This is a genomic window from Rhodoferax ferrireducens T118, assembly GCF_000013605.1.
Classification (GTDB): domain Bacteria; phylum Pseudomonadota; class Gammaproteobacteria; order Burkholderiales; family Burkholderiaceae_C; genus Rhodoferax; species Rhodoferax ferrireducens.
Genome location: NC_007908.1, coordinates 2041413 through 2066158 on the forward strand (window position 1 = coordinate 2041413; position 24746 = coordinate 2066158).

The 24746-nt window shown below is 61.0% G+C and carries 23 protein-coding genes; 11 read left to right on the forward strand and 12 right to left on the reverse strand.

Going from position 1 to position 24746, the window contains the following annotated elements; all coding sequences use genetic code 11:
• Window positions 1-3: 3 nt before the first annotated feature.
• The 3 genes from RFER_RS09610 to RFER_RS09620 all read right to left on the reverse strand — a co-directional run bounded on the left by RFER_RS09610 (window position 4) and on the right by RFER_RS09620 (window position 2903).
• Entirely contained in the window at window positions 4-801 is a 798-nt protein-coding gene (locus RFER_RS09610) for an ATP-binding cassette domain-containing protein (protein ID WP_011464195.1), read from the reverse strand.
• Window positions 801-1760 (reverse strand): ABC transporter permease, encoded by a 960-nt coding sequence (locus RFER_RS09615; RefSeq protein ID WP_011464196.1) that lies wholly within the window; start codon window positions 1758-1760, stop codon window positions 801-803. The genes RFER_RS09610 and RFER_RS09615 overlap by 1 nt, the downstream gene beginning before the upstream one ends.
• A 156-nt stretch (window positions 1761-1916) precedes the next feature.
• Window positions 1917-2903: a sugar ABC transporter substrate-binding protein gene (locus RFER_RS09620; RefSeq protein ID WP_041791861.1), complete on the reverse strand. Its 987-nt coding sequence runs from the start codon at window positions 2901-2903 to the stop codon at window positions 1917-1919.
• Window positions 2904-3069: 166 nt separating this feature from the next.
• On the opposite strand from RFER_RS09620, the gene RFER_RS09625 reads away from it, so the two are divergent.
• Complete coding sequence (locus RFER_RS09625; RefSeq protein WP_244095846.1) at window positions 3070-4065, forward strand: PfkB family carbohydrate kinase; 996 nt, start codon at window positions 3070-3072, stop codon at window positions 4063-4065.
• Between the two features lie 22 nt (window positions 4066-4087).
• Here the strand turns inward: RFER_RS09625 and gluQRS are convergent, their stop codons facing one another.
• The 6 genes from gluQRS to RFER_RS09655 all read right to left on the reverse strand — a co-directional run bounded on the left by gluQRS (window position 4088) and on the right by RFER_RS09655 (window position 10019).
• On the reverse strand, window positions 4088-5017 hold the full coding sequence (gene gluQRS, locus RFER_RS09630; RefSeq protein ID WP_011464199.1) for a tRNA glutamyl-Q(34) synthetase GluQRS: 930 nt from the start codon (window positions 5015-5017) through the stop codon (window positions 4088-4090).
• Window positions 5018-5031: 14 nt separating this feature from the next.
• Window positions 5032-6087, reverse strand: a complete 1056-nt coding sequence (locus tag RFER_RS09635; protein WP_011464200.1) for an NAD(P)/FAD-dependent oxidoreductase — start codon at window positions 6085-6087, stop codon at window positions 5032-5034.
• Between the two features lie 37 nt (window positions 6088-6124).
• Window positions 6125-7063, reverse strand: coding sequence for a LysR family transcriptional regulator (locus tag RFER_RS09640; RefSeq protein WP_011464201.1), 939 nt, complete (start codon window positions 7061-7063; stop codon window positions 6125-6127).
• Between the two features lie 5 nt (window positions 7064-7068).
• Entirely contained in the window at window positions 7069-8886 is a 1818-nt protein-coding gene (locus tag RFER_RS09645; RefSeq protein WP_011464202.1) for a PhoH family protein, read from the reverse strand.
• A 114-nt stretch (window positions 8887-9000) separates the two neighbouring features.
• Window positions 9001-9486 (reverse strand): peroxiredoxin, encoded by a 486-nt coding sequence (locus tag RFER_RS09650; RefSeq protein WP_041790498.1) that lies wholly within the window; start codon window positions 9484-9486, stop codon window positions 9001-9003.
• A gap of 158 nt (window positions 9487-9644) precedes the next feature.
• The gene (locus tag RFER_RS09655) at window positions 9645-10019 is read right to left on the reverse strand and encodes an Mth938-like domain-containing protein (protein ID WP_011464204.1); all 375 of its coding nucleotides are present in this window, start codon (window positions 10017-10019) and stop codon (window positions 9645-9647) included.
• A gap of 109 nt (window positions 10020-10128) precedes the next feature.
• Between RFER_RS09655 and RFER_RS09660 the strand changes: the two genes are divergently transcribed.
• The 7 genes from RFER_RS09660 (at window position 10129) to RFER_RS09690 (ending at window position 17131) form a co-directional block, all read left to right on the forward strand.
• Complete coding sequence (locus RFER_RS09660) at window positions 10129-11355, forward strand: pyridoxal phosphate-dependent aminotransferase (RefSeq protein WP_041791866.1); 1227 nt, start codon at window positions 10129-10131, stop codon at window positions 11353-11355.
• A 70-nt stretch (window positions 11356-11425) separates the two neighbouring features.
• Window positions 11426-12784, forward strand: a complete 1359-nt coding sequence (locus RFER_RS09665) for a homoserine dehydrogenase (RefSeq protein WP_011464206.1) — start codon at window positions 11426-11428, stop codon at window positions 12782-12784.
• Window positions 12784-14211: a threonine synthase gene (gene thrC, locus RFER_RS09670; RefSeq protein ID WP_011464207.1), complete on the forward strand. Its 1428-nt coding sequence runs from the start codon at window positions 12784-12786 to the stop codon at window positions 14209-14211. Before RFER_RS09665 ends, thrC begins: the two co-directional genes overlap by 1 nt.
• Window positions 14208-14741, forward strand: coding sequence for a molybdopterin-guanine dinucleotide biosynthesis protein B (mobB, locus tag RFER_RS09675; protein WP_011464208.1), 534 nt, complete (start codon window positions 14208-14210; stop codon window positions 14739-14741). The genes thrC and mobB overlap by 4 nt, the downstream gene beginning before the upstream one ends.
• Window positions 14738-16024, forward strand: a complete 1287-nt coding sequence (glp, locus tag RFER_RS09680) for a molybdopterin molybdotransferase MoeA (RefSeq protein ID WP_011464209.1) — start codon at window positions 14738-14740, stop codon at window positions 16022-16024. The genes mobB and glp overlap by 4 nt, the downstream gene beginning before the upstream one ends.
• Window positions 16021-16272: a MoaD/ThiS family protein gene (locus tag RFER_RS09685; protein WP_011464210.1), complete on the forward strand. Its 252-nt coding sequence runs from the start codon at window positions 16021-16023 to the stop codon at window positions 16270-16272. Before glp ends, RFER_RS09685 begins: the two co-directional genes overlap by 4 nt.
• A 367-nt stretch (window positions 16273-16639) precedes the next feature.
• On the forward strand, window positions 16640-17131 hold the full coding sequence (locus RFER_RS09690; protein WP_011464211.1) for a molybdenum cofactor biosynthesis protein MoaE: 492 nt from the start codon (window positions 16640-16642) through the stop codon (window positions 17129-17131).
• Here RFER_RS09690 and RFER_RS09695 read toward each other — a convergent pair.
• Window positions 17128-17694 carry a hypothetical protein gene (locus RFER_RS09695; RefSeq protein ID WP_011464212.1) on the reverse strand — a complete coding sequence of 189 codons (567 nt, stop codon included), beginning with the start codon at window positions 17692-17694 and terminating at the stop codon, window positions 17128-17130. The two genes, RFER_RS09690 and RFER_RS09695, sit on opposite strands and share 4 nt — an antisense overlap.
• Before the next feature lie 95 nt (window positions 17695-17789).
• Here RFER_RS09695 and clpB point away from each other — a divergent pair, with 95 nt between their 5' ends.
• Complete coding sequence (gene clpB / locus RFER_RS09700; protein ID WP_011464213.1) at window positions 17790-20402, forward strand: ATP-dependent chaperone ClpB; 2613 nt, start codon at window positions 17790-17792, stop codon at window positions 20400-20402.
• Between the two features lie 71 nt (window positions 20403-20473).
• Here clpB and RFER_RS09705 read toward each other — a convergent pair whose 3' ends face one another.
• On the reverse strand, window positions 20474-20974 hold the full coding sequence (locus tag RFER_RS09705) for a ComEA family DNA-binding protein (RefSeq protein WP_041791870.1): 501 nt from the start codon (window positions 20972-20974) through the stop codon (window positions 20474-20476).
• 117 nt (window positions 20975-21091) lie between these two features.
• Window positions 21092-22786, reverse strand: a complete 1695-nt coding sequence (ilvD, locus tag RFER_RS09710; RefSeq protein ID WP_011464215.1) for a dihydroxy-acid dehydratase — start codon at window positions 22784-22786, stop codon at window positions 21092-21094.
• A gap of 104 nt (window positions 22787-22890) precedes the next feature.
• Here ilvD and RFER_RS09715 point away from each other — a divergent pair, with 104 nt between their 5' ends.
• Complete coding sequence (locus tag RFER_RS09715) at window positions 22891-23859, forward strand: LysR family transcriptional regulator (protein WP_011464216.1); 969 nt, start codon at window positions 22891-22893, stop codon at window positions 23857-23859.
• 54 nt (window positions 23860-23913) lie between these two features.
• A complete protein-coding gene (lgt, locus tag RFER_RS09720; RefSeq protein ID WP_041790503.1) occupies window positions 23914-24732 on the forward strand; it encodes a prolipoprotein diacylglyceryl transferase in 819 nt (272 codons plus the stop codon).
• Window positions 24733-24746: the final 14 nt, after the last annotated feature.

Sequence of the window (24746 nt, forward strand, 5' to 3'; positions counted from 1 at the left end):
CCTTCAGGCGTGGGCGTTGGCGGGCAGTTCGTCCACCGTCTTGGCCCCTGTCATCACGGCCACGGTGTCGCTCATGCTGATGGTTTTGGGGTTGACCACCGCGGCGCGTTTACCCAGGCGCTGGATGTGGATGCGGTCCGCCACCTCAAACACGTGTGGCATGTTGTGGCTGATCAGAATCACCGGCAGGCCCTTGTCGCGTACCCGGCGAATCAGCTCCAGCACCATGTTGCCTTCTTTCACGCCCAACGCAGCGGTGGGCTCGTCCATGATCACCACATGCTGGGCAAAGGCGGCCGCGCGGGCCACGGCCACGCACTGCCGTTGGCCACCCGACAGGGTTTCCACCGCCTGTGTCATGGAGCGGATGCCAACCTTGAGTTCCTGCATGCGTGCAATCGCCTGCGCCAGCATTTCTTTCTTGTCCAGCAGTTGCAGCAGGTGGCCCAGCAGGCCGGGCCTGATGAGTTCGCGGCCCAGGAACAGGTTCTCGGCAATACTCATGGCCGGGGCCACCGCCAAGTCCTGGTAGACCGTCTCGATGCCGGCGCGGCGGGCATCGATGGGCGACTTGAAGTGCACAGATTTGCCGTCAAGAAAGATCTCGCCTTCATCGGGCACAGAGGCACCTGACAGGGTCTTGATCAGCGACGATTTTCCCGCGCCGTTGTCGCCAATGATGGCCATGATTTCTCCCGCGCGTAGTTCAAAGTCGGTACCGTCCAGCGCGGTCACCTGGCCGTAGCGTTTGACGATGCCCTTGGTCTGCATCACGAGTGGTTTTGACGTGGACGTGTTCATCAGCGTGCTCCCTTGCGCGACATCTGGTCGGCAGCGACAGCCAGAATCACCAAAATACCGGTGATCAATGTCTGGTACACCGAGGCCACACCCATCAGGGTCAGGCCGTTGCGGAACACACCCACAATCACCGCCCCCACCAGGGAGCCCAAAATAATGCCGCGACCGCCAAACAGGCTGGTGCCGCCCAGCACCACCGCGGTGATTGCATCGAGGTTTTCGGTTTGCCCGGCGTTGGGGTCGCCCACCCCCGTGCGCGCTACCGACAGCATGGCGGCAATGCCGTAAAACAGGCCGGCCAGCGAGTAAACAATCACCAGCACCCGGTCCACGCTGATGCCGGTCAGGCGCGCCGCTTCCGGGTTGTTGCCCACGGCGTACAGGTGGCGTCCCGGCGCGGTTTCGCGCAGCACAAACCAGGCCATGGCGTACAGCAGCAACATCGTCACCGTGCCCAGGCTGACTTCGGTGCTGCCAAGATTGAAGGTCTCTCCCAGCGCGGTCATGACGCTGGGCAGGTTGGTGATGGTTTGAGACTCAGAGTAGATCTGGGTGATGGCAAAGGCAATGTTCAGGGTGCCCAGCGTCACGATGAAAGGAGGCAGTTTGATGCGCGTCACCAGCAGGCCGTTGAGCAGGCCAAAACCGGTGGTCACGCCCAGGCCGCAGGCAATGGCCGCGTAGGGGTTCAGGCCGTAGTCGACGGCAAATTTGGTCATGACAACGCCGCCCAGGGCCATCACCATGCCGCACGACAGGTCAATGCCGGCGGTCAGAATGATCAGGGTCTGGCCAATGGCCAATACGCCTACCACCATCACTTGTTGCAGCACCAGCGACAGGTTTTCGCCGCTCAAAAAGCGCGCTGACTGGGTGGCAAAAAACAGGCAAGTGACCGCCAATGCGATCCAGGGGCCAAGCGCTCCCCAGGGAATGGGGCGTTTGTTTGTCGTGGACATCACTGTCTCCGTAGAAAAATTTGGGGGGCAAGAATTTGAAATGCCAAAGAATCGTTTTTTCGTCATGGCGAGCGCAGCCTGGCAATCCATGAGCGTCTGGATTGCCGCGTCGCTGCGCGCCTCGCAATGACGGTCTTTTTATAAGCTGTTGGCAGCTTACTTGTTGCCCCAGCACAGATCCAAGCCGACCTTGGTGTCCTTGCTGTCCACACCGGTCACTGCCTTGTTGGCGATCAGCGTCACGCCAGTGTCCACATAGCCAGAGACCTTCTTGCCGGTCTTGGCGTATTCAACCCCGGCAGCCACACCCATGGAGGCCATCTTCAGCGGGTATTGCTGCGAGGTGGCGGCAATCTTGCCGGCGGCGGTGTCCTTGACACCCTGGCAGCCGCCGTCCACCGACACAATGATCACGCCTTTTTCCTTACCGGCTTTTTTCAGCGCGTTGTAGGCACCTGCGGCAGCGGGTTCATTGATGGTGTAGACCACATTGATGTCCGGGTTCTTTTGCAGGCAGTTTTCCATCGCGGTCTGACCCTTGGCCTGGTTACCGTCGGTGTCGCCGGCGCACACCGTCTCGGCGGTGCTGGAGAGTTCGTTGGATTTGGCATCATTGGCCTTCAAGCCAAAGCCGCTCATGAAACCGTTGTGGCGTTGTGCGCCCACCGGGTGGCCAGGGAACAAATCGAGCATGGCGATCTTGGCGGGCTTGTCGCCCAGGGCTGCCTTGGCATACTGGCCGATCAGCACGCCGGCTTTGTAGTTGTCGGTGGCAAACAGGGCATCCGCGCCGTCAAACGGGCTGTCCAGCGCAATCACTTGAACGCCCTTGGCCTGCACTTTTTTCACGGTCGGGATGATGGCGTCGCCCGTGGAGGTAATCAGAATCGTCTTGGCACCTGCGGCGGCCATGTTCTCCAGCGCGGTGATCTGGCTGGCGGTGTCACCGTCCTTCTTGCCGGTGGCGGTCATCAGCTTGGCACCGGCTTTCTTGGCCTCGGCCTGGGCGCCTTCCTTCATCTTGACGAAGAAGGGGTTGGTTTCGGTCTTGGTGATCAAACCGATGACGGGCTGGTCAGCGGCAAAGGCGGCGCTGGCGGCCAGGGTCAGGGTGCTCAGAATCAGGGTGGTAGAGAGTTTCATGTGATGTCCTTCTTGGTTGCAGACCTTGCGGCCGGGGTGCTTGTAGTGACTCATCTTTTCCCGTGGTGTCCGCTACGGGAAATTACGCTTGTTCGATCAGCGTGGCTGGACTATAGTCCTGTCATTGTTACTAAATCAAGTTGTTTTAGTTATGGAAAACCCTTACATGCTGCAAATAAATTCTTCTATTCAAGTGGCCACGGCGGGCGAGGCCCTGATTGATTTCATTGCCCACGCCGATGGCCGGTTTGAGCCCTGCCTGGGTGGTGCGGTCTACAACCTCACCAGGGCGCTGGCGCGTCAAGGGATAGGCACGCTGTACCTGAATCCCTTGTCACGGGATCGTTTTGGTCGACGGCTGGCGCAAGGTTTGCTGGAAGCTGGGGTGCATCTGGCGGTGCCGGAGGCGGTGCCACAGGTCACTTCATTGGCGGTGGTGAATGTCGATGAACAGGGCCACCCGGACTATGCGTTTTACCGCGAGGGCGTGGCTGACCGCGCCACCTCGGCCGCGGCACTGAAGCAAGCGTGCAGCAGGGTTGAAACCCTGTCGCTGGTGTGCACCGGCGCGCTGGCGCTTTCCCCCGATGATGCCGAGACCTATCTGCCGTGGCTGGCCGCGCAGCGCCAGGCTGGACGCACCGTGGTGATTGATGCCAATTTGCGCCCGTCGGTCATGCCCCACCAGGAGCAATACCGCCGCCATGTGCTGACCGCGCTGCAGTTCGCCGATGTGATCAAAGCCAGTGACGAGGACCTGGCTGGCCTGAATTTGCCCGGAGCCGGCGCTCTGGCCCAGGCGCAACACCTGCTGCAAAGCAGCCGAGCCAGCGTGCTGGCGCTTACCCTGGGCGCGCAGGGGGCCGCGTTGCTGACGCGTGCGGGTCAGGTGTTTCAGGCGCGCGAGTTGGAGCCTGTAGCGGTCGTGGACACCGTGGGTGCGGGCGACTGCTTTCTGGCCGGGCTGGTTGCGGCCATGCTGGGGCACGAGTTGCCTGCGGATTGGGGAAGTGCGTTCGTTTCTGAAGAGGTAGCCAAGAAGCTGCTGGGCGGCGCCATTGCCAGCGCCAGTTTGTGTGTGATGCGCCGCGGGTGTGTGCCGCCTACGCGTTCGGAAGTGCTGGCCCGGCTTGAATCCGTTGCGATGTCGTTTACGTGTTGACGGTGGTTCTTGTCGTTGAGTCTCAGGCGTCCCAAGCTTCAACCCAGGCCTCCAGTGCACCCGCCACGCTGCCACTACAAGCGGGCAAGCCCAGCACGCGGGCGGCATGGTTCAACGCGGCCAGCGGCTCGGTCGTGTCAAGTGCCTGCGCGCCATTTTGTTTCGACAATTTCTCACCATGGGCACCCAGCACCAGTGGCGTGTGCAGGTAGCGCGGTGTCGGCAGCCCCAAATACTGCTGCAGCAGAATCTGCCGCGCCGTGTTGTCCGCCAGATCCTCGCCGCGCACCACATCGGTGATGCCCTGCGCCGCATCGTCCACCACCACGGCGAGCTGGTAGGTAAAGCAGCCGTCAAAGCGCTTGAGCACAAAATCACCCACCTGCGCTGGCACGTCCTGCTGTTGCGCACCCAGGCGGCGGTCGGTCCAGTGGATGATGTTGCATGCTATTAAATTAGTAGCTTCTTGCGTATATTCCACGGTGGCTAGAGGCTTATTTTGCTTAAACAAATCAGTGCGCAACCGCCATGCGCGCCCCACGCGGCCGTGTAAGCCGGTGCGGCAGGTGCCCGGATAAACCAGCTCGCCGTGGCGTGCTCGCGCCTGGCCCAGACGACTCAGCGCGGTTTCGATGTCCTTGCGTGAACAGGCACAGGGGTAGGCCAGTCCCTGCACCACCAACTGGTCCAGCGCCTGCTGGTAGAGCCCGGTGCGCTGCGATTGCCACACGGGCGGCTGGTCCGCGTGCAGGCCACACGCGGCCAGTTGCTGCAGGATGACCCGGTCCATGCCAGCCACGCAGCGTGGTGTGTCCACGTCTTCGATACGCACCAGCCACTGGCCGGCGTGGGCGCGGGCGTCGAGCCAACTGGCCAGTGCCGCCACCAGCGAGCCCGCGTGCAGCGGTCCGGTGGGCGAGGGGGAAAAGCGCCCTATGTATTGGGCCACCATGCCTTGTCTAAGGTTTAAACCACGGCCAGCGCCAGTTCCAGACCTGAGACAAACGCGTTTTCCACCCGATCGCCCAGGCACCAGTCGCCGCAAACGCCGAGGCCGGCGCCGGCATCCCACACGTGTGATTTACCCAGTGGTGCGGTCGTCTTGGCGTACAGCCAGCGTTGCGTATCGATATGGGCGGGCTCGGCGCGGATACCGGTGACCTCGGTAAATGCCTTGAGCAGCTTGGCTTGCACCCGCGCGGCATCGTCCTGCAGATGTTCTTGCGACCAGGCGGCGCTGGCTTGCACGGTCCAGCGCTCCACGCTGCCGCGTCCGGGCTTGCTCGACTCGCGCGCCAGCCAGGCAATGCGGTGGTGCGTGCTGCGCGCCGCATTCCACTGCGGTCCCAGGGCCGACAGGTCCGGCTGCATGGCCTGCGGAAACGCCAACATCAGCGTCCAGCAGGGTGCGGCGTCGACCCGGTCAATCTGGCGCGCCAGCCCGTCGGCTTGGGGCGAGGTCTCCAGCAGCAAGCGCGCCTGCTCTGCCGGAATGGCCAGCAGGACGGCATCGAAGCCGGAAAACACATGCTGCGCGCCATCTTGACCCTCGGTGTGAAGCTGCCATTGGTGTGGATGAACGGCATCGCGGCTCAGTTGCGTCACCCGTGTTTCCAGTTCGACGCTGTGTTGATCGAGCAGTGGTTGCGCCCAGCGGCTGACCAGTGCATTCATGCCGGGGGTGGGAACCCAATGGGTTTCGGCGGCGGGAAAGTCTGTTGCCGCGACCTGACCATGCGCGTCAAGTACCCGTATGGTGTTGGCGCTCCAGGTTTTGCACACGCCGGGCACAGTCGCCAACGCCCGCGCAAAGCGCGGATCGCGAACGGTGAAATATTGCGCACCGGTGTCAAACGTGCCAAAGGCCGTGCTGCGTGTCGCCATGCGTCCGCCCACGCCGCTGCTTTTTTCCAGCAGTGTGACCTTGTGACCCGCCTGCACCAAGGTACGGGCGCAGGCAACGCCAGCCATGCCAGCGCCAATGATGGCAATATTTTGAGATTGGAGTCTGGATTGGTTCATAAACGATGTGTCCAAGGATTGTTGTATGTCATGCACTTTACACGCCTCGGTAACGCTCCAGCAAAGCCATGCGTGTGGTGGGGCTCTCAAGCTGGGCCAGCCACCACTGCAATGCACGGCCCGGACTCGACTTGGCGACGCTGCGCCACGCGTAGTTGACCCGAATCAGTCGTTGCGGACGTTCCATTTTTTTAACGACCAGGCGGCCGGTTTCAATGTAGCCGCGGGCCATGCTATCAGGCACAAAGCCGCTGCCCAGCCCGCGCAGTTGCGCATCGAGCTTGTCCTGCATGGTGGCCACGGTGAACACGTCCTGCCCGCCCAGCAAGCCGAAGGTCAGGCCACCACCGCGGGTGATGGTGTCGGCCACCGCCACTGCGCGGTGTTGTCGCACCAGCTCGTCTTTAAGCGGCTCCGATGCATTGGCCAGCGGGTGATGCGGTGCCACCGCATAAACAAAGCTCACGTCGCCCAGCGGCTTGCTGTGAATGCCCGTGTTGGTGCTGGCTTCGGTGACACCAAGCGCCAGGTCGGCCTGGCCTGAAATCAAGGCGTCCAGTGTGCCCGACAGGGTTTCGTCGCGCAGCTTGATGCGGGTGGGCGGGTTGAGGGTAAAAAAGGTCGCGCACAGCTCCATCACGGTGGCCTTGGAGATGATGCTGTCCACGGCGATGGTGAGTTGCGGCTCCCAGCCGGTGGCCACGCGCTTGACACGATTTGCGACGGCGTCAATTTCTTCCAGCAAGCGTGCGCCTTCGCGCAACAGTTCGGCACCGGCTTCGGTCAGACGTGCCTGACGCGAGCTGCGGTCATACAGCAAGACGTCCAGCGCGTCCTCCAACTGGCGCACCCGGTAGGTCAGGGCGCTGGGCACGACCCCGAGGCTGCGGGCGGCAGCGGCAAAGCTGCCGGTCTGCGCTATGGTCTGCAGCAGGGCCAGCGCGTCGGGGGTCAGGACATCACGGGCGCTGGCCACCTTGCCTACAGCACTTCGCTGGCAAAGTCCGCCAGCCGTGAGCGCTCGCCGCGCGCCAGCGTGATGTGCCCGCCGTGCGCCCAGCCTTTGAATCGGTCCACGGCATAGGTCAGGCCGGAAGAACCCTCGGTCAGGTACGGGGTGTCGATCTGGGCGATGTTGCCCATGCAAATGATTTTGGTGCCGGGGCCGGCGCGTGTGATCAGCGTCTTCATCTGCTTGGGCGTCAGGTTTTGCGCTTCGTCGATGATGACGTATTTGTTCAAAAAGGTGCGCCCGCGCATGAAGTTCATGCTCTTGATCTTGATGCGGCTGCGGATCAGCTCGCTGGTGGCGGCGCGCCCCCACTCGCCGGCGCTGGTGTCGGTCTTGCCCAGCACCTCCAGGTTGTCATCGAGCGCGCCCATCCAGGGGCCCATTTTTTCTTCTTCGGTGCCAGGCAGGAAACCGATGTCTTCGCCCACGCTGACGGTGGCGCGGGTGACGATGATCTCGGTGTAGCGCCGGTCATCAAGCACCTGCGTCAGGCCCGAGGCCAGCGCCATCAGGGTCTTGCCGGTGCCGGCCTGACCGGTCAGGGTGACAAAGTCGATTTCAGGGTCCATCAGGATGTTCAGGGCAAAGTTTTGCTCCCGGTTGCGGGAGGTGACGCCCCAGACCGCGTGCTTGAGGTGGGTGTAGTCCTTCAGGGTCTTGAACACCGCCGTCTTGCCCCGGATTTCAGTCACGCGGGCGTACAGACTGGGCTCGCCGGGCGATTCAAAATAAACAAACTGATTGATCAGCAGGCTGGCAACAATCGGACCGCTGATGCGGTAAAACGTGTACGCGCCTTGTTGCCAGCTTTCGACCGTCTTGGCCTGACTGGTCCAGAAATTGGCCGGCAGGGCGATGGCGCCCGAGTACAGCAAGTCACCGTCATCGAGTGTCTTGTCGTTTTGGTAGTCGTCGGTCGCAAGTCCCAGCGCACGCGCCTTGACCCGCATGTTGATGTCTTTGGACACCAGCACGACCTCATGCGCCACGGGGCGTGCGGCGCCCTCGGGCGCGCTGGTGGACAGCTCTTTGTGCTGGCGGGCCTGTTGCTGGCGCAGGGCTTCCACCACCCCCAGGATCTGGTTGTCGGCCTTGCCTTGCGGCAGGCTGGTCGGCAGCGTGTAGTCCAGCAATTGGGTCTGGAAAAACAGCTTGCCGCTGGCTTCGCGGTGGCCGGTGGCGTTGAGCGGCAGACCGCTGGCGATGTCAGTGCCTTGATGGCCGGCCAATGCGTCGAGTGAACGACTGGTTTGGCGTGCGTTGCGGGCGACTTCGGTGGTGCCTTTTTTGTGGGCATCAAGCTCTTCGAGCACGATCATGGGCAAAAAGATGTCGTGTTCCTCGAAGCGGAACAGGCACATCGGGTCGTGCAGCAGCACGTTGGTGTCAAGCACAAACAGTTTGGCCGCCCCGTTGTGTTTGGTCTTCTTGGGCTTGATGTCGGCGGGCGGCTGGGTTCGGGTTGAAGCGGGTACTGGCGCAGGTACTGGCGCGAATAGCGGCGTTTGCACTTGCACGTCGGACTCGGGCCGAGTCTTGCGGGCCGAAGGGCTTGTTCGGGGTGTTCTGGTGCGGCTTGCGGACCTGTCTGCAAGCGCTGCGGCAGGGGCCTGCCCACTGGCTGGCGTGACTTCGGAGGCCACCCGTGCCTGAGGTGTTTCGGTCAGGCCAGGCTCGGCCAATGGGCTCGCAGTCTTGCGTGTTTGGGGCAGCCTTGCGACCGGCACATCGTAGTCCCGTTCGGACAGCAGCGCGGCGCGTTTGGCAGGGGCAGGAGGCAATGGCATAAGGAGTTTGCTCGCAAATATGGGAATTAAAGGGCGGCTTTAAAAGCAAAAAGCCGCCTTGAGAACAGGGCGGCTTGATACGGGGCCGGATCGACAAACACCGCGGCCTGGAACTCAGGCCGGTACGGCTACTTTTTTCTGCGCTTTGACCGCTTTCAAGACATCGTCCACATGACCTGGCACCTTGAGGCCGCGCCATTCTTCTTTCAGGGTGCCGTCCGCGCCAATCAGGAACGTGCTGCGCTCGATGCCTTTGACCTTCTTGCCGTACATGATCTTGTTTTTGACCACGCCGAACATGTGGCACATTTTTTCTTCCGTGTCGGCGATCAGCTCAAACGGGAGTTCCAGTTTGGCTTTGAACTCGTCATGCGAGCGCATGTTGTCACGCGAGACGCCAAATACGGTGGCGCCCGCCTTGACAAAGTCCTGGTAACGGTCGCGAAACTGCATCGCTTCGGTGGTGCAGCCCGGGGTGTTGTCCTTGGGATAAAAATACAGGACGACAACTTTTCCGAGGTGAGAGGTGTTGGAGACTCTGACGCCGCCAGTGGCCGTGGATTCAAATTCCGGGAGGGGTTTGTTGACAATGATCGCCATAGTTCTTAATCTCGTGTAACAGGGATGCGTCATTCGCTCAAATCGAGGGCTCCTATCGCAATCTGCCGCTGTGACAGCGTGCTTGTAGCCCCGACTACAGCCTGCTATTTTACCCCGAAACGATAAATTCTCTTTCGAGCCGGGCGTCCGCGTTATCCCTAGGGGGTTTCGATCAGCAGCGCCACGACGACACTGCGACCTTCGCCGGCCAGGATGTTGTAGGTGCGGCAGGCCGCTGGCGTGTCCATGGTTTCGAGGCCGATCTGTTTGTCAATCAGCGATTTGATCCAGGCGCCTTGCGGAAATCGCAGGCGCTCGCCACTGCCAAAGATCACCAGCTCGGTGTTGAGTGCGGCCAATAAATCAAAGTGCTCGGCGCTCAGGTCCTCAAAGCGGCGGCAATTCCAGGTCAGGCGTTCGCCACCCGAGCCAATCACCACGCTGGCGGTAATTTTCTCGGTGCCCAGGCCGATCCAGCCTGGGCCGTAACCGCTGATGGATTGCACCGTGATGACGTCGGGATGTATTTTCATGTTGGCAAAGAGGGAATTTGGATGCTGCACTGCGTCAAAGTGCAAAATTTTTACAATGAAATGTGGTCAAATTATAAGTTCCGCCCCGCGCAACCCCATCGGAGAGCCTGTGAAGACCATACGCAAATCAGCCAAATTGGCCAATGTCTGTTACGACATTCGCGGCCCCATCATGGACGCCGCGCGCCAGATGGAAGAAGAGGGGCACAAGATCATCAAGCTCAATATCGGCAACCTGGCGGTGTTCGGCTTTGACGCCCCGGAAGAAATCCAGCAGGACATGATCCGCAACCTGCCCAATTCGGCTGGTTACTCCGACAGCAAGGGTATTTTTGCGGCGCGCAAGGCGGTCATGCATGAAACCCAAAAGCAGGGCATCAAGGGCGTGACGCTGGACGACATCTATCTGGGCAATGGCGCCAGTGAACTGATCGTCATGGCCACCAACACGCTGCTCGACATTGGTGACGAGTTGCTGCTGCCCTCACCCGACTACCCGTTGTGGACGGCGGCCGCCAGTCTGTCGGGCGGCACACCGGTGCATTACATGTGTGATGAGGCCCGCGGCTGGATGCCGGACCTGGATGACATTCGCGCCAAGATCACGCCGCGTACCAAGGGCATCGTGGTCATCAACCCCAACAACCCGACCGGCGCGCTGTATTCCGATGAGCTGCTCAAGGCCATCGTGCAGATTGCGCGCGAGCACGGTCTGGTGATCTTTGCCGACGAGGTGTACGACAAAGTGCTGTACGACGGCGTGCGCCACACGGCGATTGGTTCCCTGAGCGACGATGTGCTGACGCTGACCTTCAACTCCCTGTCCAAGAGCTACCGCTCGTGCGGTTACCGGGCGGGCTGGATGATCGTCTCGGGTGACAAGAAACCCGCGCTGGATTACATCGAGGGCCTGAACATGCTCTCGAACATGCGCTTGTGTTCCAACGTGCCGGGTCAGTGGGCGATCCAGACCGCGCTCGGGGGCTACCAGAGCATCAATGACCTGGTGTGCGAGGGTGGGCGTCTGCGCCGCCAGCGCGATTTGGCCTATGAACTGATTACCGCCATTCCGGGCGTCACCTGCGTCAAGCCGAGCGCCGCGTTGTATATGTTTCCGCGGCTCGATCCAACGCTGTACCCGATCGCCGACGACCAGCAATTCTTTCTGGAGCTGCTGCAGGAAACGCGCGTCATGCTGGTACAGGGCACGGGCTTCAACTGGCCCGCGCCGGATCACTTCCGGATTGTGTTTTTGCCGCACGAAGATGACTTGCGCGAAGCCATTGGCCGTGTGGCCAAGTTTCTGGAAGCCTACCGCAAGCGCCACAGCAATTAGCATGCTATTATTTTAATAGCTATTAACGTATATTTCACGGGGGCTAGAGGCCCATTTAATTAAAATATTTATGAATCCGATTCAAGTAGGTCTTTTAGGCATTGGCGTTGTCGGTTCGGGCACCTTCAATGTGCTGCGTCGCAACCAGGAAGAAATCAAGCGCCGTGCCGGTCGTGGCATCGAAATCACCATGGTGGCGGATCTGGACGTGGCGCGGGCGCAAAGTCTGGTCGGACCAGACGTCAAGGTGGTCAATGACGCCCGGGCGGTGATTGCCAACCCCGACATCGACATCGTGATTGAACTGATTGGCGGCTACGGCATTGCCAAGACCCTGGTGCTGGAAGCGATTGCGGCGGGCAAACATGTGGTCACGGCCAACAAGGCGCTGCTGGCCGTGCATGGCACCGAGATTTTTGCCGCCGCATCCAAAAAAGGCGTGATGGTGGCATTTGAGGCGGCAGTGGCCGGTGGCATTCCCATCATCAAGGCTTTACGTGAAGGCTTGACGGCCAACCGGATCGAGTGGATCGCCGGCATCATCAACGGCACCACCAATTTCATCCTGTCCGAGATGCGGGACAAAGGCATCAACTTCGACGTGGCGCTCAAGCAAGCGCAGGCGCTGGGTTACGCCGAAGCCGATCCGACCTTCGACATTGAAGGCGTGGACGCCGCGCACAAGGTCACCATCATGTCGGCCATCGCGTTCGGTATTCCGGTGCAGTTCGACAAGGCCTATGTTGAAGGCATCACCAAGCTCGGCGCCGCCGACATCAAATATGCCGAGCAGTTGGGCTACCGCATCAAGTTGCTGGGCATCACCAAGCGGCGCGAGCTTGATGCGGCACAACACACTTCAGCCGGGGTTGAGTTGCGCGTTCACCCGTGCCTGGTGCCCGCCAAGCGCCTGATCGCCAATGTGGAAGGGGCCATGAATGCGGTCATGGTGCAGGCCGATGCCGTGGGCACCACGCTGTACTACGGCAAGGGCGCGGGCTCCGAACCAACCGCCAGCGCGGTTATTGCCGACCTGGTTGACATCACCCGCCTGCACACGGCAGACGCGGCACAGCGCGTGCCGCATCTGGCGTTCCAACCCAATGCCATGAGCGATCTGCCGGTGCTGCCCATGAGCGAGGTGGTGACCAGCTATTACCTGCGTTTGCGCGTGGCCGATGAAGCCGGTGTGCTGGCCAAGGTGACCGGCATTCTGGCGTCGCTCAGCATCAGCATTGACGCCGTTCTGCAGCGCGAGGCCGATGAAGTGGGGGGCCAGGGCGGTGTTGTGCAGATCGCGCAGACCGACGTCATCATCCTGACCCACGACTGCGTCGAGGCCAAAATGAACGCTGCTATTGGCCTGATGCAGGCCCTGCCCACCGTGCTGGAACCCATTACCCGCATTCGCAAGGAAGAATTAGCCTGATGAACTACATCTCTACCCGTGGCGACATGAGTCGCAAGCATTTTTGTGAAATCCTGCTCGAAGGCCTGGCGCCCGACGGCGGCTTGTACCTGCCCGAAAGTTATCCGCATGTGGACGACGCCACGCTGACCCGCTGGCGCGCGGTGTACCACCAGGAGGGCTATGCCGAGCTGGCGTTCGAGATTTTGTCGCTCTATATCGACGACATTCCTGCGCCCGACTTGCGCTCGATTTGCCACAAGACCTACACCGCCGAGGTGTTTGGTACCGGCGAAATTGTGCCGCTGCGCCACCTGGAGAATGGACTCTGGTTGGAGGCCCTGTCCAATGGCCCGACGCTGGCTTTCAAGGACCTGGCGATGCAGTTGCTGGGTAACCTGTTTGAGTACGAGCTGGCGCGCCGCGGTGAAGAGCTCAACATTCTGGGCGCCACCAGCGGCGACACCGGCAGCGCCGCCGAGTACGCCATGCGCGGCAAAAAAGGCGTGCGCGTCTTCATGACCAGCCCGGCGAATCGCATGAGCCCGTTCCAGCAGGCGCAGATGTTCAGCCTGTTGGACGAGAACATTCACAACATTGCCGTCGACGGCGTGTTTGATGATTGCCAGGATATGGTCAAGGCCGTGTCCAACGACCTTGAGTTCAAACGCAAATACAAGATCGGCACGGTCAACTCCATCAACTGGGCGCGCCTGCTGGCCCAGGTGGTGTACTACTTTGCCGGTTACTTCCAGGCCACCGAAACCAATGCCGAGAAGGTCAGCTTCACGGTACCCAGCGGCAACTTTGGCAATGTCTGCGCCGGTCATGTGGCTCGCATGATGGGCCTGCCGATCGCCAAGCTGGTGGTGGCCACCAATGAAAACGACGTGCTGGACGAGTTTTTTAAAACCGGTGTCTACCGCGTGCGCAGCAGTGCCGACACGCATGAGACATCGAGTCCGTCGATGGATATCTCCAAAGCGTCCAACTTTGAGCGCTTTGTGTTTGACCTGCTGGGCCGTGATGGGGCCCGGGTCAAGGCCTTGTTTGGGGATGCGCTGGCCCGCACCGGCCGCTTTGATTTGAGTCAGCACCCGGCCTTTAACCAGAGCACCTTGCGCTATGGCTTTCAGAGCGGCCAGAGCACCCATGCGGATCGCCTCGCCACCATCAAAGACAGCTTTGAGCGCTTTGGCATGCTGATCGACACACACACCGCAGACGGCGTCAAGGTGGCGCGTGAGCATTTGCAGCCGGGGGTGCCGATGATCGTGATGGAGACGGCCTTGCCCATCAAGTTTGCCGCCACGATTGTGGAGGCGCTCGGGCGTGAGCCGGATCGCCCAGCCAAATTTGTCGGCATCGAAGCCTTGCCCAAGCGTGTGACCCGCATGGCGGCTGATGTTGAGGCGGTCAAGGCCTATATTGCCGAGCACTGCGCATGAAGGTGGTTGGTTTTGCCGGGTTTTCCGGCTCGGGCAAGACCACGCTGGTGGAGCGGCTGATTCCGGCGTTGCGGCGCAGGGGACTGCGGGTGTCGGTGGTCAAGCATGCCCACCACCATTTTGACATTGACCATGCGGGAAAAGACACCTACCGCCACCGTGAGGCCGGTGCCTTTGAAGTGGTTGTGGCCTCAAGCAAACGGCTGGCGCTGATGCGCGAGTTTGAGCAGGCGGCACAACTCACGGTGCATCAATTGATTGCCGAACTCTACGAGGGCGTGGACTGGGTGCTGGTCGAAGGTTTCAAGGACTCGGACTTGCTCAAGGTGGAGGTCTGGCGGGCGCAGGCCAGGCAACCGGCGCGCTACATGGACGACGACTTCATCGTCGCCATTGCCACCGATTCACCCGATCAACTGCCGCACGCGACCTTGCGCCCGGTGCTGGACCTCAATGATGCCGAGGCGCTGGCGGATTGGCTGGTGGCGAATCAGGACCGCTTCAACTATTGCCTGGAAGACATGGCATGACGCGGCCCGGCTCGCCAGATTCGCCTCGTGCGGCCCTGATGCCGCTCGATGACGCTTTGAGCCAGTTGCTGGCTTTTGCCGTGCCGCTGGCCGATATCGAATTTGTGTCCACCTTTGAGGCCGATGGCCGGGTGCTGGCGCAAGATTTGGTGTCTGACCTGCAGGTGCCCCCGCACGACAACAGTTCGATGGATGGCTATGCCGTGCGCTGCTTTGACGTGGCGCAGGCCTTGCAGGCTACTGCGCCAGAGGCGGGCACTTTGCCCGTGTCGCAACGCATTGCCGCTGGCTCGTCGGGTGTGCCGTTGGCCCCGATGACCGTGGCGCGTATTTTTACCGGCGCGCCGATCCCTTTTGGTGCCGATGCCGTGGTGATGCAGGAAGACTGCGAAGTGCTGCCTGGCGCGGACGGACACAGCAGCAACGTGGTGCGCATCAAGTCCGTGCCGGCACCGGGCCAATGGATTCGCCGTGCCGGTGAGGACGTCACACGAGGCGCTGTTGTGCTCTCAAAAGGAGAGCTGCTAACGCCCGCCGCATTGGGGCTGGCGGCCAGTATTGGCATGAACCTGTTGCAGGTAGCGCGGCGCCCGCGGGTGGCCTTGTTCTCGACCGGCGACGAGTTGGTCATGCCCGGCGACGTGGCGCCTGAGCAGATGAAGCCCGGTGCCATCTACAACTCCAACCGCTTCTTCTTGCGCGCGCTGCTGCTGCGCCTGGGCTGTGAGGTGAGCGACCTGGGTATCGTGCCGGACCGCCTGGACGCCACGGTAGCCGCCCTGCAGGCGGCCGCGCAGGACCATGACCTGATCCTGACCAGCGGTGGTGTCTCGGTCGGCGAAGAAGACCACATCAAGCCCGCCGTGCAGTCGCTGGGGCAGCTTGATTTGTGGCAGATCGCCATCAAACCCGGCAAGCCGTTTGCCTATGGCCGGGTGGCCAACGCCCACTTTATCGGGCTGCCTGGCAATCCGGTGTCAAGCTTTGTCACCTTCTTGCTGCTGGTGCGGCCGTTTTTGCTTGAATTGCAAGGGGTCACCCATAGCGCTATTAAATCAATAGCTATACCCGCCCATTTCACCTGGGCTAGAGCCGATAAACGCCGTGAGTTCTTGCGCGTGCGGCGCAACGCCGCGGGTGGGCTGGATCTGTTTGCCAACCAAAGCTCGGGTGTGCTGACCTCGGCCGTCTGGGGTGATGGGCTGGTGGACAACCCGCCCGGCCAGGCCATTGCTATTGGTGACCACGTGCGGTTTATTCCTTTTTCGGAGTTGTTGGGATGAAAGTTACTGTCAAGTATTTCGCCTCCATCCGCGAGGCGCTGGGTTTGGCCAGCGAGTCCGTGACGACCGATTCAGCCACTTTGGCTGCGCTGCGGGATGAGTTGATTGCGCGGGGCGGGGCGTATGCTGATTGCCTGGCGCGGGGACGCTCGGTGCGGCTGGCTGTTGATCAGGTGATGTGTGATGAGGCTGTTGCATTGGTGGAGGGGGCTGAGGTGGCGTTCTTTCCTCCTGTCACGGGGGGGTGAATTTGTGAGGGCTGGTTTATTGCTATTTTTTCCCCCACTCACTCCCCCAACCCCTCTCTCGCCCCGCCGGGCGAAAGAGGGGAGCTTCATGTGGCCGCGTTTTTTTGAGGTGGGAAATTTGCAGTCGACTGCGCACTGGCCTTTGAGTGGTGCCAACCCATCGAGAAGCCGATCAATTAGTTAAAGGCCAACGTGCCTGGGTGCGTCGATTTCCCACCTTCAAAGACAAGGCCAAATGTGGCGGTTAGCTCCCCTTTCCGCCCCGGCGGGGGTGGAGAGGGGTTGGGGGAGAGGGGGGGAATACACCAATAAAAAGATCTGAGGCATCGCCAGTAAATGTGAGGCATCGCCAGTAAGGAAGCAACCCATGGAAAATCAAGCAACTTCACCACGAGTCAGCATTCAAACCGCAGATTTCGACCTCAGCACTGAGGTCGCGCTGCTACGTGCGCAAGACCCCCGCGTAGGCGCCGTCTGCAGCTTCATCGGCACCGTGCGCGACCGCACCGCGGGCACATCCGGCAGCATCAGCAGCATGGAGCTGGAGCATTACCCCGGCATGACCGAAAAATCGATCGAGGCCATGATGGATGCGGCGCTCAAGCGTTTTGACATCTATGGCGCGCGTGTCATTCACCGCGTTGGACTGCTGCAACCGCTGGATCAGATCGTGCTGGTGGCGGTTACCTCGGCGCACCGGGGCGAGAGTTTCAAGGCCTGCGAGTTTTTGATGGACTACCTCAAAACCCAAGCCCCGTTCTGGAAGAAGGAGCAAACCCCCGAGGGCGCGCGCTGGGTTGATGCGCGAGTCAGCGACGATGCCGCCCTGGCACGCTGGGGCATTGCGGCATCCAATTAGTTCAGGTAGCGCGGCGGCTCGGCACTGGCAAAGGCATCCGGCGGCGAAGAAGCTGGAGCGTCAGGGTTAGGGCTCAGCAACAGGCCCCAGTCGGCTTCTTTCAGCGCCAGTTCGAGCAGATGCATGAAGCCATGCAGCAAGGGCGGACCCAGGGTGACTTCAAAGCAGCGTGATCCCTGGCTGCCCTCCAGTTTTTCTTCAAACCCCACGCGCAAGTTGCCTGCGTCAAGAGGCGTGATGTGGATCGTGGTGGCCAGCAGCGGCTCCTGGCCGATCGGCAAGGCCGAGGCCTGCACTTTGAACGGGGTCTGAAAGTCGGCTTGCTGCAGTGCTTCCAGGCGTTTGAACTTGGCCAGAGCCCGGTCGGCGCCGCCGTCTTGACTTGCCAGCGGACGCAGCGGGCTGGGCGATGCGCCTGACGCCTGCAGCATGTGTAAAAACAGGTTCTTCACCATCCGGCGTGTCAGCCAAAGCCGCAGTTCCTGGTCCGCACGCGTGTTGAGCCGCACCAGCAGGCGATCCTGCGCCACCACGTAGCTGACTTGCACTTGATGAATCACCATGTTTTGATTTTAGTCAGCTCTGGCGCGCGCTGTTGGCCTTGAAATGGGCTTTGTTAACCCAAGGTAATCGTGAATCAACGATGAAGAGGATCGCCATGCGAATCGAAAAACTCACCACCAAATTTCAGGAAGCCTTGGGCGAGGCGCAAACGCTGGCCCTGGGCAGTGACAATGCCTATATCGAGCCGGTCCATGTGCTGATCGCCATGCTCAAGCAAGAGGACGGCCCGAAAGCCTTGCTGCAGCGCGCTGGCGTCAATGTGCCAGGGCTTCTGGCCGCCGCCGAAGCTGCCATGAAGAGGCTGCCCGAGGTGACCGGGCAAGAGCAGGTGCAGGTCGGGCGCGACATGGTGTCGCTGTTGCAGGCAGCCGAGAAAGAATCCATCAAGCGCGGGGACAAGTTTGTCGCCAGTGAGTTGTTTTTGCTGGTGCTGACGGACAGCAAGCAGGACATCAGCAAAATTGCCAGAGAAAACGGCTTGACCCGCAAGTCGCTGGAAGCGGCGATTGACGCCGTGCGTGGTGGCCAGAACGTGGACAGCGCGGATGCCGAAGACCAGCGTGAATCGCTCAAAAAATACTGTATTGACCTGACCGAGCGGGCTCGCCTGGGCAAGCTTGACCCGGTGATTGGTCGCGACGATGAAATCCGCCGTGCCATCCAGGTGCTGCAACGGCGCACCAAAAACAATCCCGTCCTGATTGGCGAGCCCGGTGTCGGCAAGACCGCCATTGTGGAAGGCCTGGCGCAACGCATCGTCGCCGGTGAAGTGCCCGATTCACTCAAGGGCAAGCGGGTTTTGTCGCTCGACATGGCCTCCTTGCTGGCAGGGGCCAAGTTCCGTGGCGAGTTTGAAGAGCGGTTGAAAAATGTGCTCAAAGACCTGGCCAAGGACGAAGGCCAGACCATTGTGTTCATTGACGAGTTGCACACCATGGTGGGCGCCGGCAAGGCCGAGGGCGCAATGGATGCGGGCAATATGCTCAAACCCGCCCTGGCGCGAGGTGAGTTGCACTGCGTGGGCGCGACCACGCTGGACGAATACCGCAAGTACGTCGAAAAAGACGCCGCGCTGGAACGCCGCTTCCAGAAAATCCTGGTCGGAGAGCCCACGGTGGAAGACACCATCGCCATCCTGCGCGGTCTGCAGGCCAAGTATGAAACCCACCATGGCGTGCAGATCACCGACCCGGCGATCGTCGCGGCCGCGGAGTTGAGCCACCGTTACATCACCGACCGTTTCCTGCCCGACAAGGCGATTGACCTGATTGACGAGGCGGCCTCCAAGATCAAGATCGAGCTCGACTCCAAGCCTGAGGTGATGGACAAGCTCGACCGGCGATTGATCCAGTTGCAGATCGAGCGCGAAGCCGTGCGCCGCGAGAAGGATGAAGCCTCGCAAAAACGCTTTGGCCTGATCGAGGAGGAGATCGTCCGGTTGCAGAAGGAGATTGCCGATCTGGACGAAATCTGGAAGGCCGAAAAAGCCCAGGCCCAGGGCTCCAAAGCGATCATGGAAGAGATCGAAAAGGTGCGTTTCCAGATTGAGGAGCTCACCCGCAAGGGCGATTTCAACCGCGCTGGCGAGTTGCAGTATGGCAAGCTGCCGGGGCTGGAAAAGCAGCTCAAGGACGCACAAGACCAGGAAGCGGGCAGAGCCAAGACAGCCAAGGACGGCGGGCGCGCGCAGTTGCTGCGCACCATGGTCGGTGCCGAAGAAATTGCCGAAGTGGTGAGCCGTGCCACCGGTATTCCGGTGTCCAAAATGATGCAGGGTGAGCGCGACAAACTGCTGCTGATGGAGGCCAAACTGCACCAGCGCGTGGTCGGGCAGGACGAAGCCATCACGGCGGTCGCCAACGCCATCCGCCGCTCGCGCGCCGGCTTGTCGGACCCGAATCGGCCGACCGGCTCGTTCCTGTTCCTCGGCCCCACGGGGGTTGGCAAGACCGAGCTGTGCAAGGCGCTGGCCGGTTTCCTGTTTGACTCGGAAGACCACCTGGTGCGCATCGACATGAGTGAGTTCATGGAGAAACATTCGGTGGCGCGATTGATTGGCGCGCCACCCGGCTATGTCGGTTACGAGGAGGGCGGCTACCTGACCGAAGCCGTGCGCCGCAAGCCCTACAGCGTGCTGCTGCTCGATGAGGTCGAAAAAGCGCATCCGGATGTGTTCAACGTGTTGCTGCAAGTGCTTGACGATGGGCGTTTGACTGACGGCCAGGGCCGCACGGTGGACTTCAAGAACACCGTGATCGTGATGACCAGTAACATCGGTTCGCAGATGATCCAGAGCATGGTCGGGCAAGACAGCGAGGACATCAAGGACGCGGTGACGGCGGAGCTGAAAAATTACTTCCGGCCCGAATTTTTGAATCGTATCGACGAGACCGTGGTGTTCCACGCGCTCGATGCATCGCACATTGCCAAGATTGCCGCAATCCAGATTCAGGTGCTGCAAGAGCGCCTGGCCAAGATGGAGTTGACGCTGGAGGTGTCTCCTGCGGCGCTGGCTGAGCTGGCCAAGGTCGGTTTCGACCCGGTGTTTGGCGCGCGACCCCTGCGCCGTGCGATCCAGCAACGGATCGAAAACCCGCTGTCCAAGCTGCTGCTGGAAGGCAAGTTCGCGCCGAAAGACGTGATTCCTGTCGATGTGGACCCGATCCGCTCGCCCGGGCAGTTCAGCTTTGAGCGGGTGGTGCACTGAGGGCGCGGCCTGAAGTCCCAATGCGAAAAAACCCGCCTTGGCGGGTTTTTTTATAAGCGCAAATTCTGGCCTTATTTTTTGGCAGCGCTGGCAGCCGGTTTGGCTGCATCAGCTTTAGGCGTGACAGCTGTCTTCACGTCTTTTGCAGTTTCTTTGACCGCGTCCTTGGTGCCGACAGCCGCTCCTTTAACCGCGTCCTTGGTGCTGATAGCCGCACCCTTGACGGCGTCTTTGGTGGTCACGGCCGCATCTTTGGCCTTTTCCGTCAATGGCTTGTTGGCTTTCTTGGCCGGTGCTGCACTTGGGCCCTGGTACGTGGCACCCGAGACAGTCAGACCTTCAGCGGAAAACTTGGCCGCATTTTTGTCGCCGACGCCTTTCACGCGGGTCACAAAATCGTCCCAACTCTTGAATTCACCTTTTTTGCGCTCGGAAATAATCAGCTTGGTGGTCACGGGACCGATGCCTTTGATGCCATCGAGCTCGGCTTCAGTGGCTTTGTTGACGTCGACCGCCGCGAACGCTGCGACCAGGAACATGGCGGCAAAAAAAGCCAGCAATTTTTTGAACATGAAAAACTCCTCAAAGTTTGGATTGAACTGGATCAGTGGCTCGTCATGCAAATAAAGAGACACCTCGCCATAACGGTCCGGTTCCAGGTTAGGTTGACTTGTCAGCGGCGCCGTCGTTCAGTAGTTGTCCAGCACCGCACCCTTGCTGGCGGTGGATGCGTTAAAGGCAAACTTGGCCTGCACGCCGCGTGTGTAGCGCGGCTGCGGGGCCGTCCACACGCTACGGCGTTTGGCAATGATGTCGTCGCTGACGTTGAGTTGCAGCAGCAACTGGTGCGCGTCGATGGTGATCGAGTCGCCTTCTTCAATCAAAGCAATCAGGCCGCCGGCAGCCGCTTCCGGTGCCACGTGACCGACCACCATGCCCCAGGTGCCACCGGAGAAACGGCCGTCGGTGATCAGGCCGACTGATTCGCCCAAACCCTGGCCGACCAGCGCGCCGGTCGGGGCCAGCATTTCGGGCATGCCGGGGCCGCCTTTGGGGCCGAGGTAGCGCAGCACCATGACATCGCCGGCCACAATCTTGTTGGCCAGAATCGCGGCCAAGGCCGATTGTTCGTCCTCAAAGACGCGTGCCGGGCCGGTCATGACCGGGTTTTTCAGGCCGGTGATCTTGGCGACGCAGCCTTCCGGGGCCAGGTTGCCCTTCAGAATGGCCAGATGGCCCTGGGCATACATCGGTTTGTTCATCGGCCGAATCACGTTTTGGTCTGCCCGTGGTGCATCCGGCACGTCTTTCAACACTTCAGCCACGGTCTGGCCGGTGATGGTGATGCAGTCGCCGTGCAGCAGGCCAGCGCTTAGCAGCATCTTCATCACTTGCGGAATGCCACCGGCGCGGTGCAGGTCCACCGCCAGGTACTTGCCGCTCGGTTTGAGGTCGCACAACACCGGGGTTTTTTGGCGTACACGCTCAAAGTCGTCAATCGTCCACTCCACGCCTGCGGCATGGGCAATCGCCAGGAAATGCAGCACCGCGTTGGTCGAGCCGCCAATCGCCATCACAACGGCAATCGCGTTCTCAATCGATTTGCGGGTCACGATGTCACGCGGCTTCAGGTCGTTCTTGATGGCTTCAATCAGCACCTTGGCTGATTCTTGGGCCGAATTCAGCTTCTCGTCATGCGGATTGGCCATGGTGGACGAGTAGACCAGGGAGATGCCCAGTGCCTCAAAGGCCGAACTCATGGTGTTGGCGGTGTACATGCCGCCGCAAGAGCCGGGGCCAGGGATGGCGCGGCGCTCAATCTCCAACAGATCTTCGTCGCTCATGCGACCTGCGGCGTTCTCGCCCACGGCCTCGAACACGCTCACGATGTTGAGGTCCTGGCCCTTGTAATGGCCCGGCAAAATGGTGCCGCCGTAGACATAAATCGCGGGCACATTGGCGCGCAGCATGCCCATCAGGCCGCCGGGCATGTTTTTGTCGCAACCGCCGATCACCAGCACACCGTCCATCCACTGGCCCTGCACGCAGGTCTCAATACAGTCGGAAATTACTTCGCGGCTGACCAGCGAATACTTCATGCCCTCGGTGCCCATCGACATGCCGTCGGAAATGGTGGGGGTGCCGAACACCTGGGCGTTGCCGCCGGCTTCTTCAATCGCGGCAATGGCGGCATCGGCCAGCTTTTGCAGGCCGGAGTTGCACGGTGTGATGGTGCTGTGGCCGTTGGCGACACCGATCATGGGCTTCTTGAAGTCGTCGGCCTCGTAGCCCATGGCGTAGTACATGGAGCGATTGGGCGCCCGCGATTTGCCCTCGGTGATGTTTTTGCTGCGTGGGTTCAGGATGACTGGTTTGATGTCCATAAGAAGTCTCTCGTGAAAGGATTGCCGTTTTTCAGGCCAGAGTATGCGCCGGGCTATTATGTTGTTCCAATATATTTTTAAGTGGCAATTAATACTCGCAGCATATGAATGAGTCGCTCAATCAGTCGTTCCACCAGCCGTTGAACCCGCACCTCATCGAACTGCGGCTGTGGCGGCAGTTCTCGGCCGTGGCCGAAGAACTGCATTTTGGCCACGCGGCCGCGCGCCTGCACATGACCCAGCCGCCCCTGACGCAAGCGATCGCCCAGCTGGAAAAGCTGTTGGGTGTGCGCCTGTTTGACCGCACCAAGCGCAGTGTGCAACTCACCGCCACCGGGCAGGCCTTGCTGCCGGCCGTGCTGGATCTGCTGGCGCGCGCGCAGGCCTTGCCGGCGCAGGCCCGGGCGGCAGCGACGGGCGAAGTGGGGCGCCTGCGGCTGGCCTTTGTGTCCACCGTGGGCTTTGCGCTGTTGCCGCAGTGGGTGCGCGCCTTTCGGCAGCTCTACCCCAAGGTGCAACTCGATCTGCTGGAAGCCACGGGTGACGTGCAGTTACTCGGGCTTGAGCGCGGTGAGATGGATGCCGGCTTTATGCTGCATGCGCCGGGCTTTGCCCCAGTGGGCCTGGCGCATTTGTTGATCACGCAAGAGTCGCTGGTGCTCGCCCTGCCCGAACATCATCGGCTGGCGAGTCGAGCCGTGCTGACTTTGAACGAGGTGTTGGCGGAGCCACTGGTCATCTTTCCGCGGCGCATCGTGCCTTCGCTGTATGACGCGATCTTTGCGCTGTACCACGCGGCAGGCTACCTGCCCGCGGTGGCGCAGGAGGCCATCCAGATGCAGACGATTGTCAACCTGGTGTCGGCCGGGCTGGGTGTGGCGTGGGTGCCCGAGAGCGTGCGCCAGTTTCAGCGCTCCGGTGTGATCTACCGCGAGGTAGGTGCAACTCAGAAAGCCCCTGGCAACAAGGTCAACGCGATGCCGGGCTGCGAGACCAGTCTGGTGTGGCGTCAGGACGGCATCAGTCCGACACTGGAGCGCTTTGTGGCGTTTGCACGGTCGCAGCTCGCATGAAACGCGCACGGGTCTTCGCGATAGGGGCCTGCGCTTGCGTGCACAATGCCGTCCATGCTGATTCATCCTCAAATAAATCCCGTTGCCCTGCAACTCGGACCGCTGGCCGTCCACTGGTACGGACTGACCTATCTCGCCGCTTTTGGCTTGTTCATGTTTCTGGGTATCCGTCGCCTTCGGCATGAGCCGTTTGCCTCGATCGCAGGGGCTGGTGCCTGGTCGCGCAAAGACGTGGAAGACATTCTGTTCATGGGCGTGATGGGCGTCGTGCTGGGCGGGCGCATCGGCTACTGCCTGTTTTACAAGCCGCTCTACTACCTGGCGCACCCGCTGGAGGTTTTTGCCGTCTGGCAAGGCGGCATGAGCTTTCACGGTGGCATGCTGGGCGTGATTGCCGCCATGATCTGGTTTGCCCATTCACGCGCCAAACCCTGGCTGCAGGTGGCTGATTTTGTGGCGCCGTGTGTGCCCACGGGCCTGGCGGCGGGGCGGGTGGGCAACTTTATCAACGGCGAACTGTGGGGGCGTCTGAGCAGCCCGGATTTGCCCTGGGGCATGGTTTTCAGGGGCGCGGGCGATCTGCCACGGCATCCATCGCAGGTGTATCAGTTCTTGGGCGAAGGGCTGCTGTTGTTCGTGCTGCTGTGGCTGTACGCTCGCAAGGAGCGCAAACAGGGCCAGGTGGCGGCGGCCTTCTTGGTGGGCTACGGCGTGTTTCGCTTTATCGCCGAGTTTTTCCGCGAACCGGATGCGTTTCTTGGCATTCTGTCGCTCGGCATGAGCATGGGGCAATGGCTGTGCCTGCCCATGATCGTCGGCGGTGTGGGATTGTGGTGGTGGGCCCGGCGCTCGCCAATGACTCATACAAAATAGGGCTCTAGCCCCCG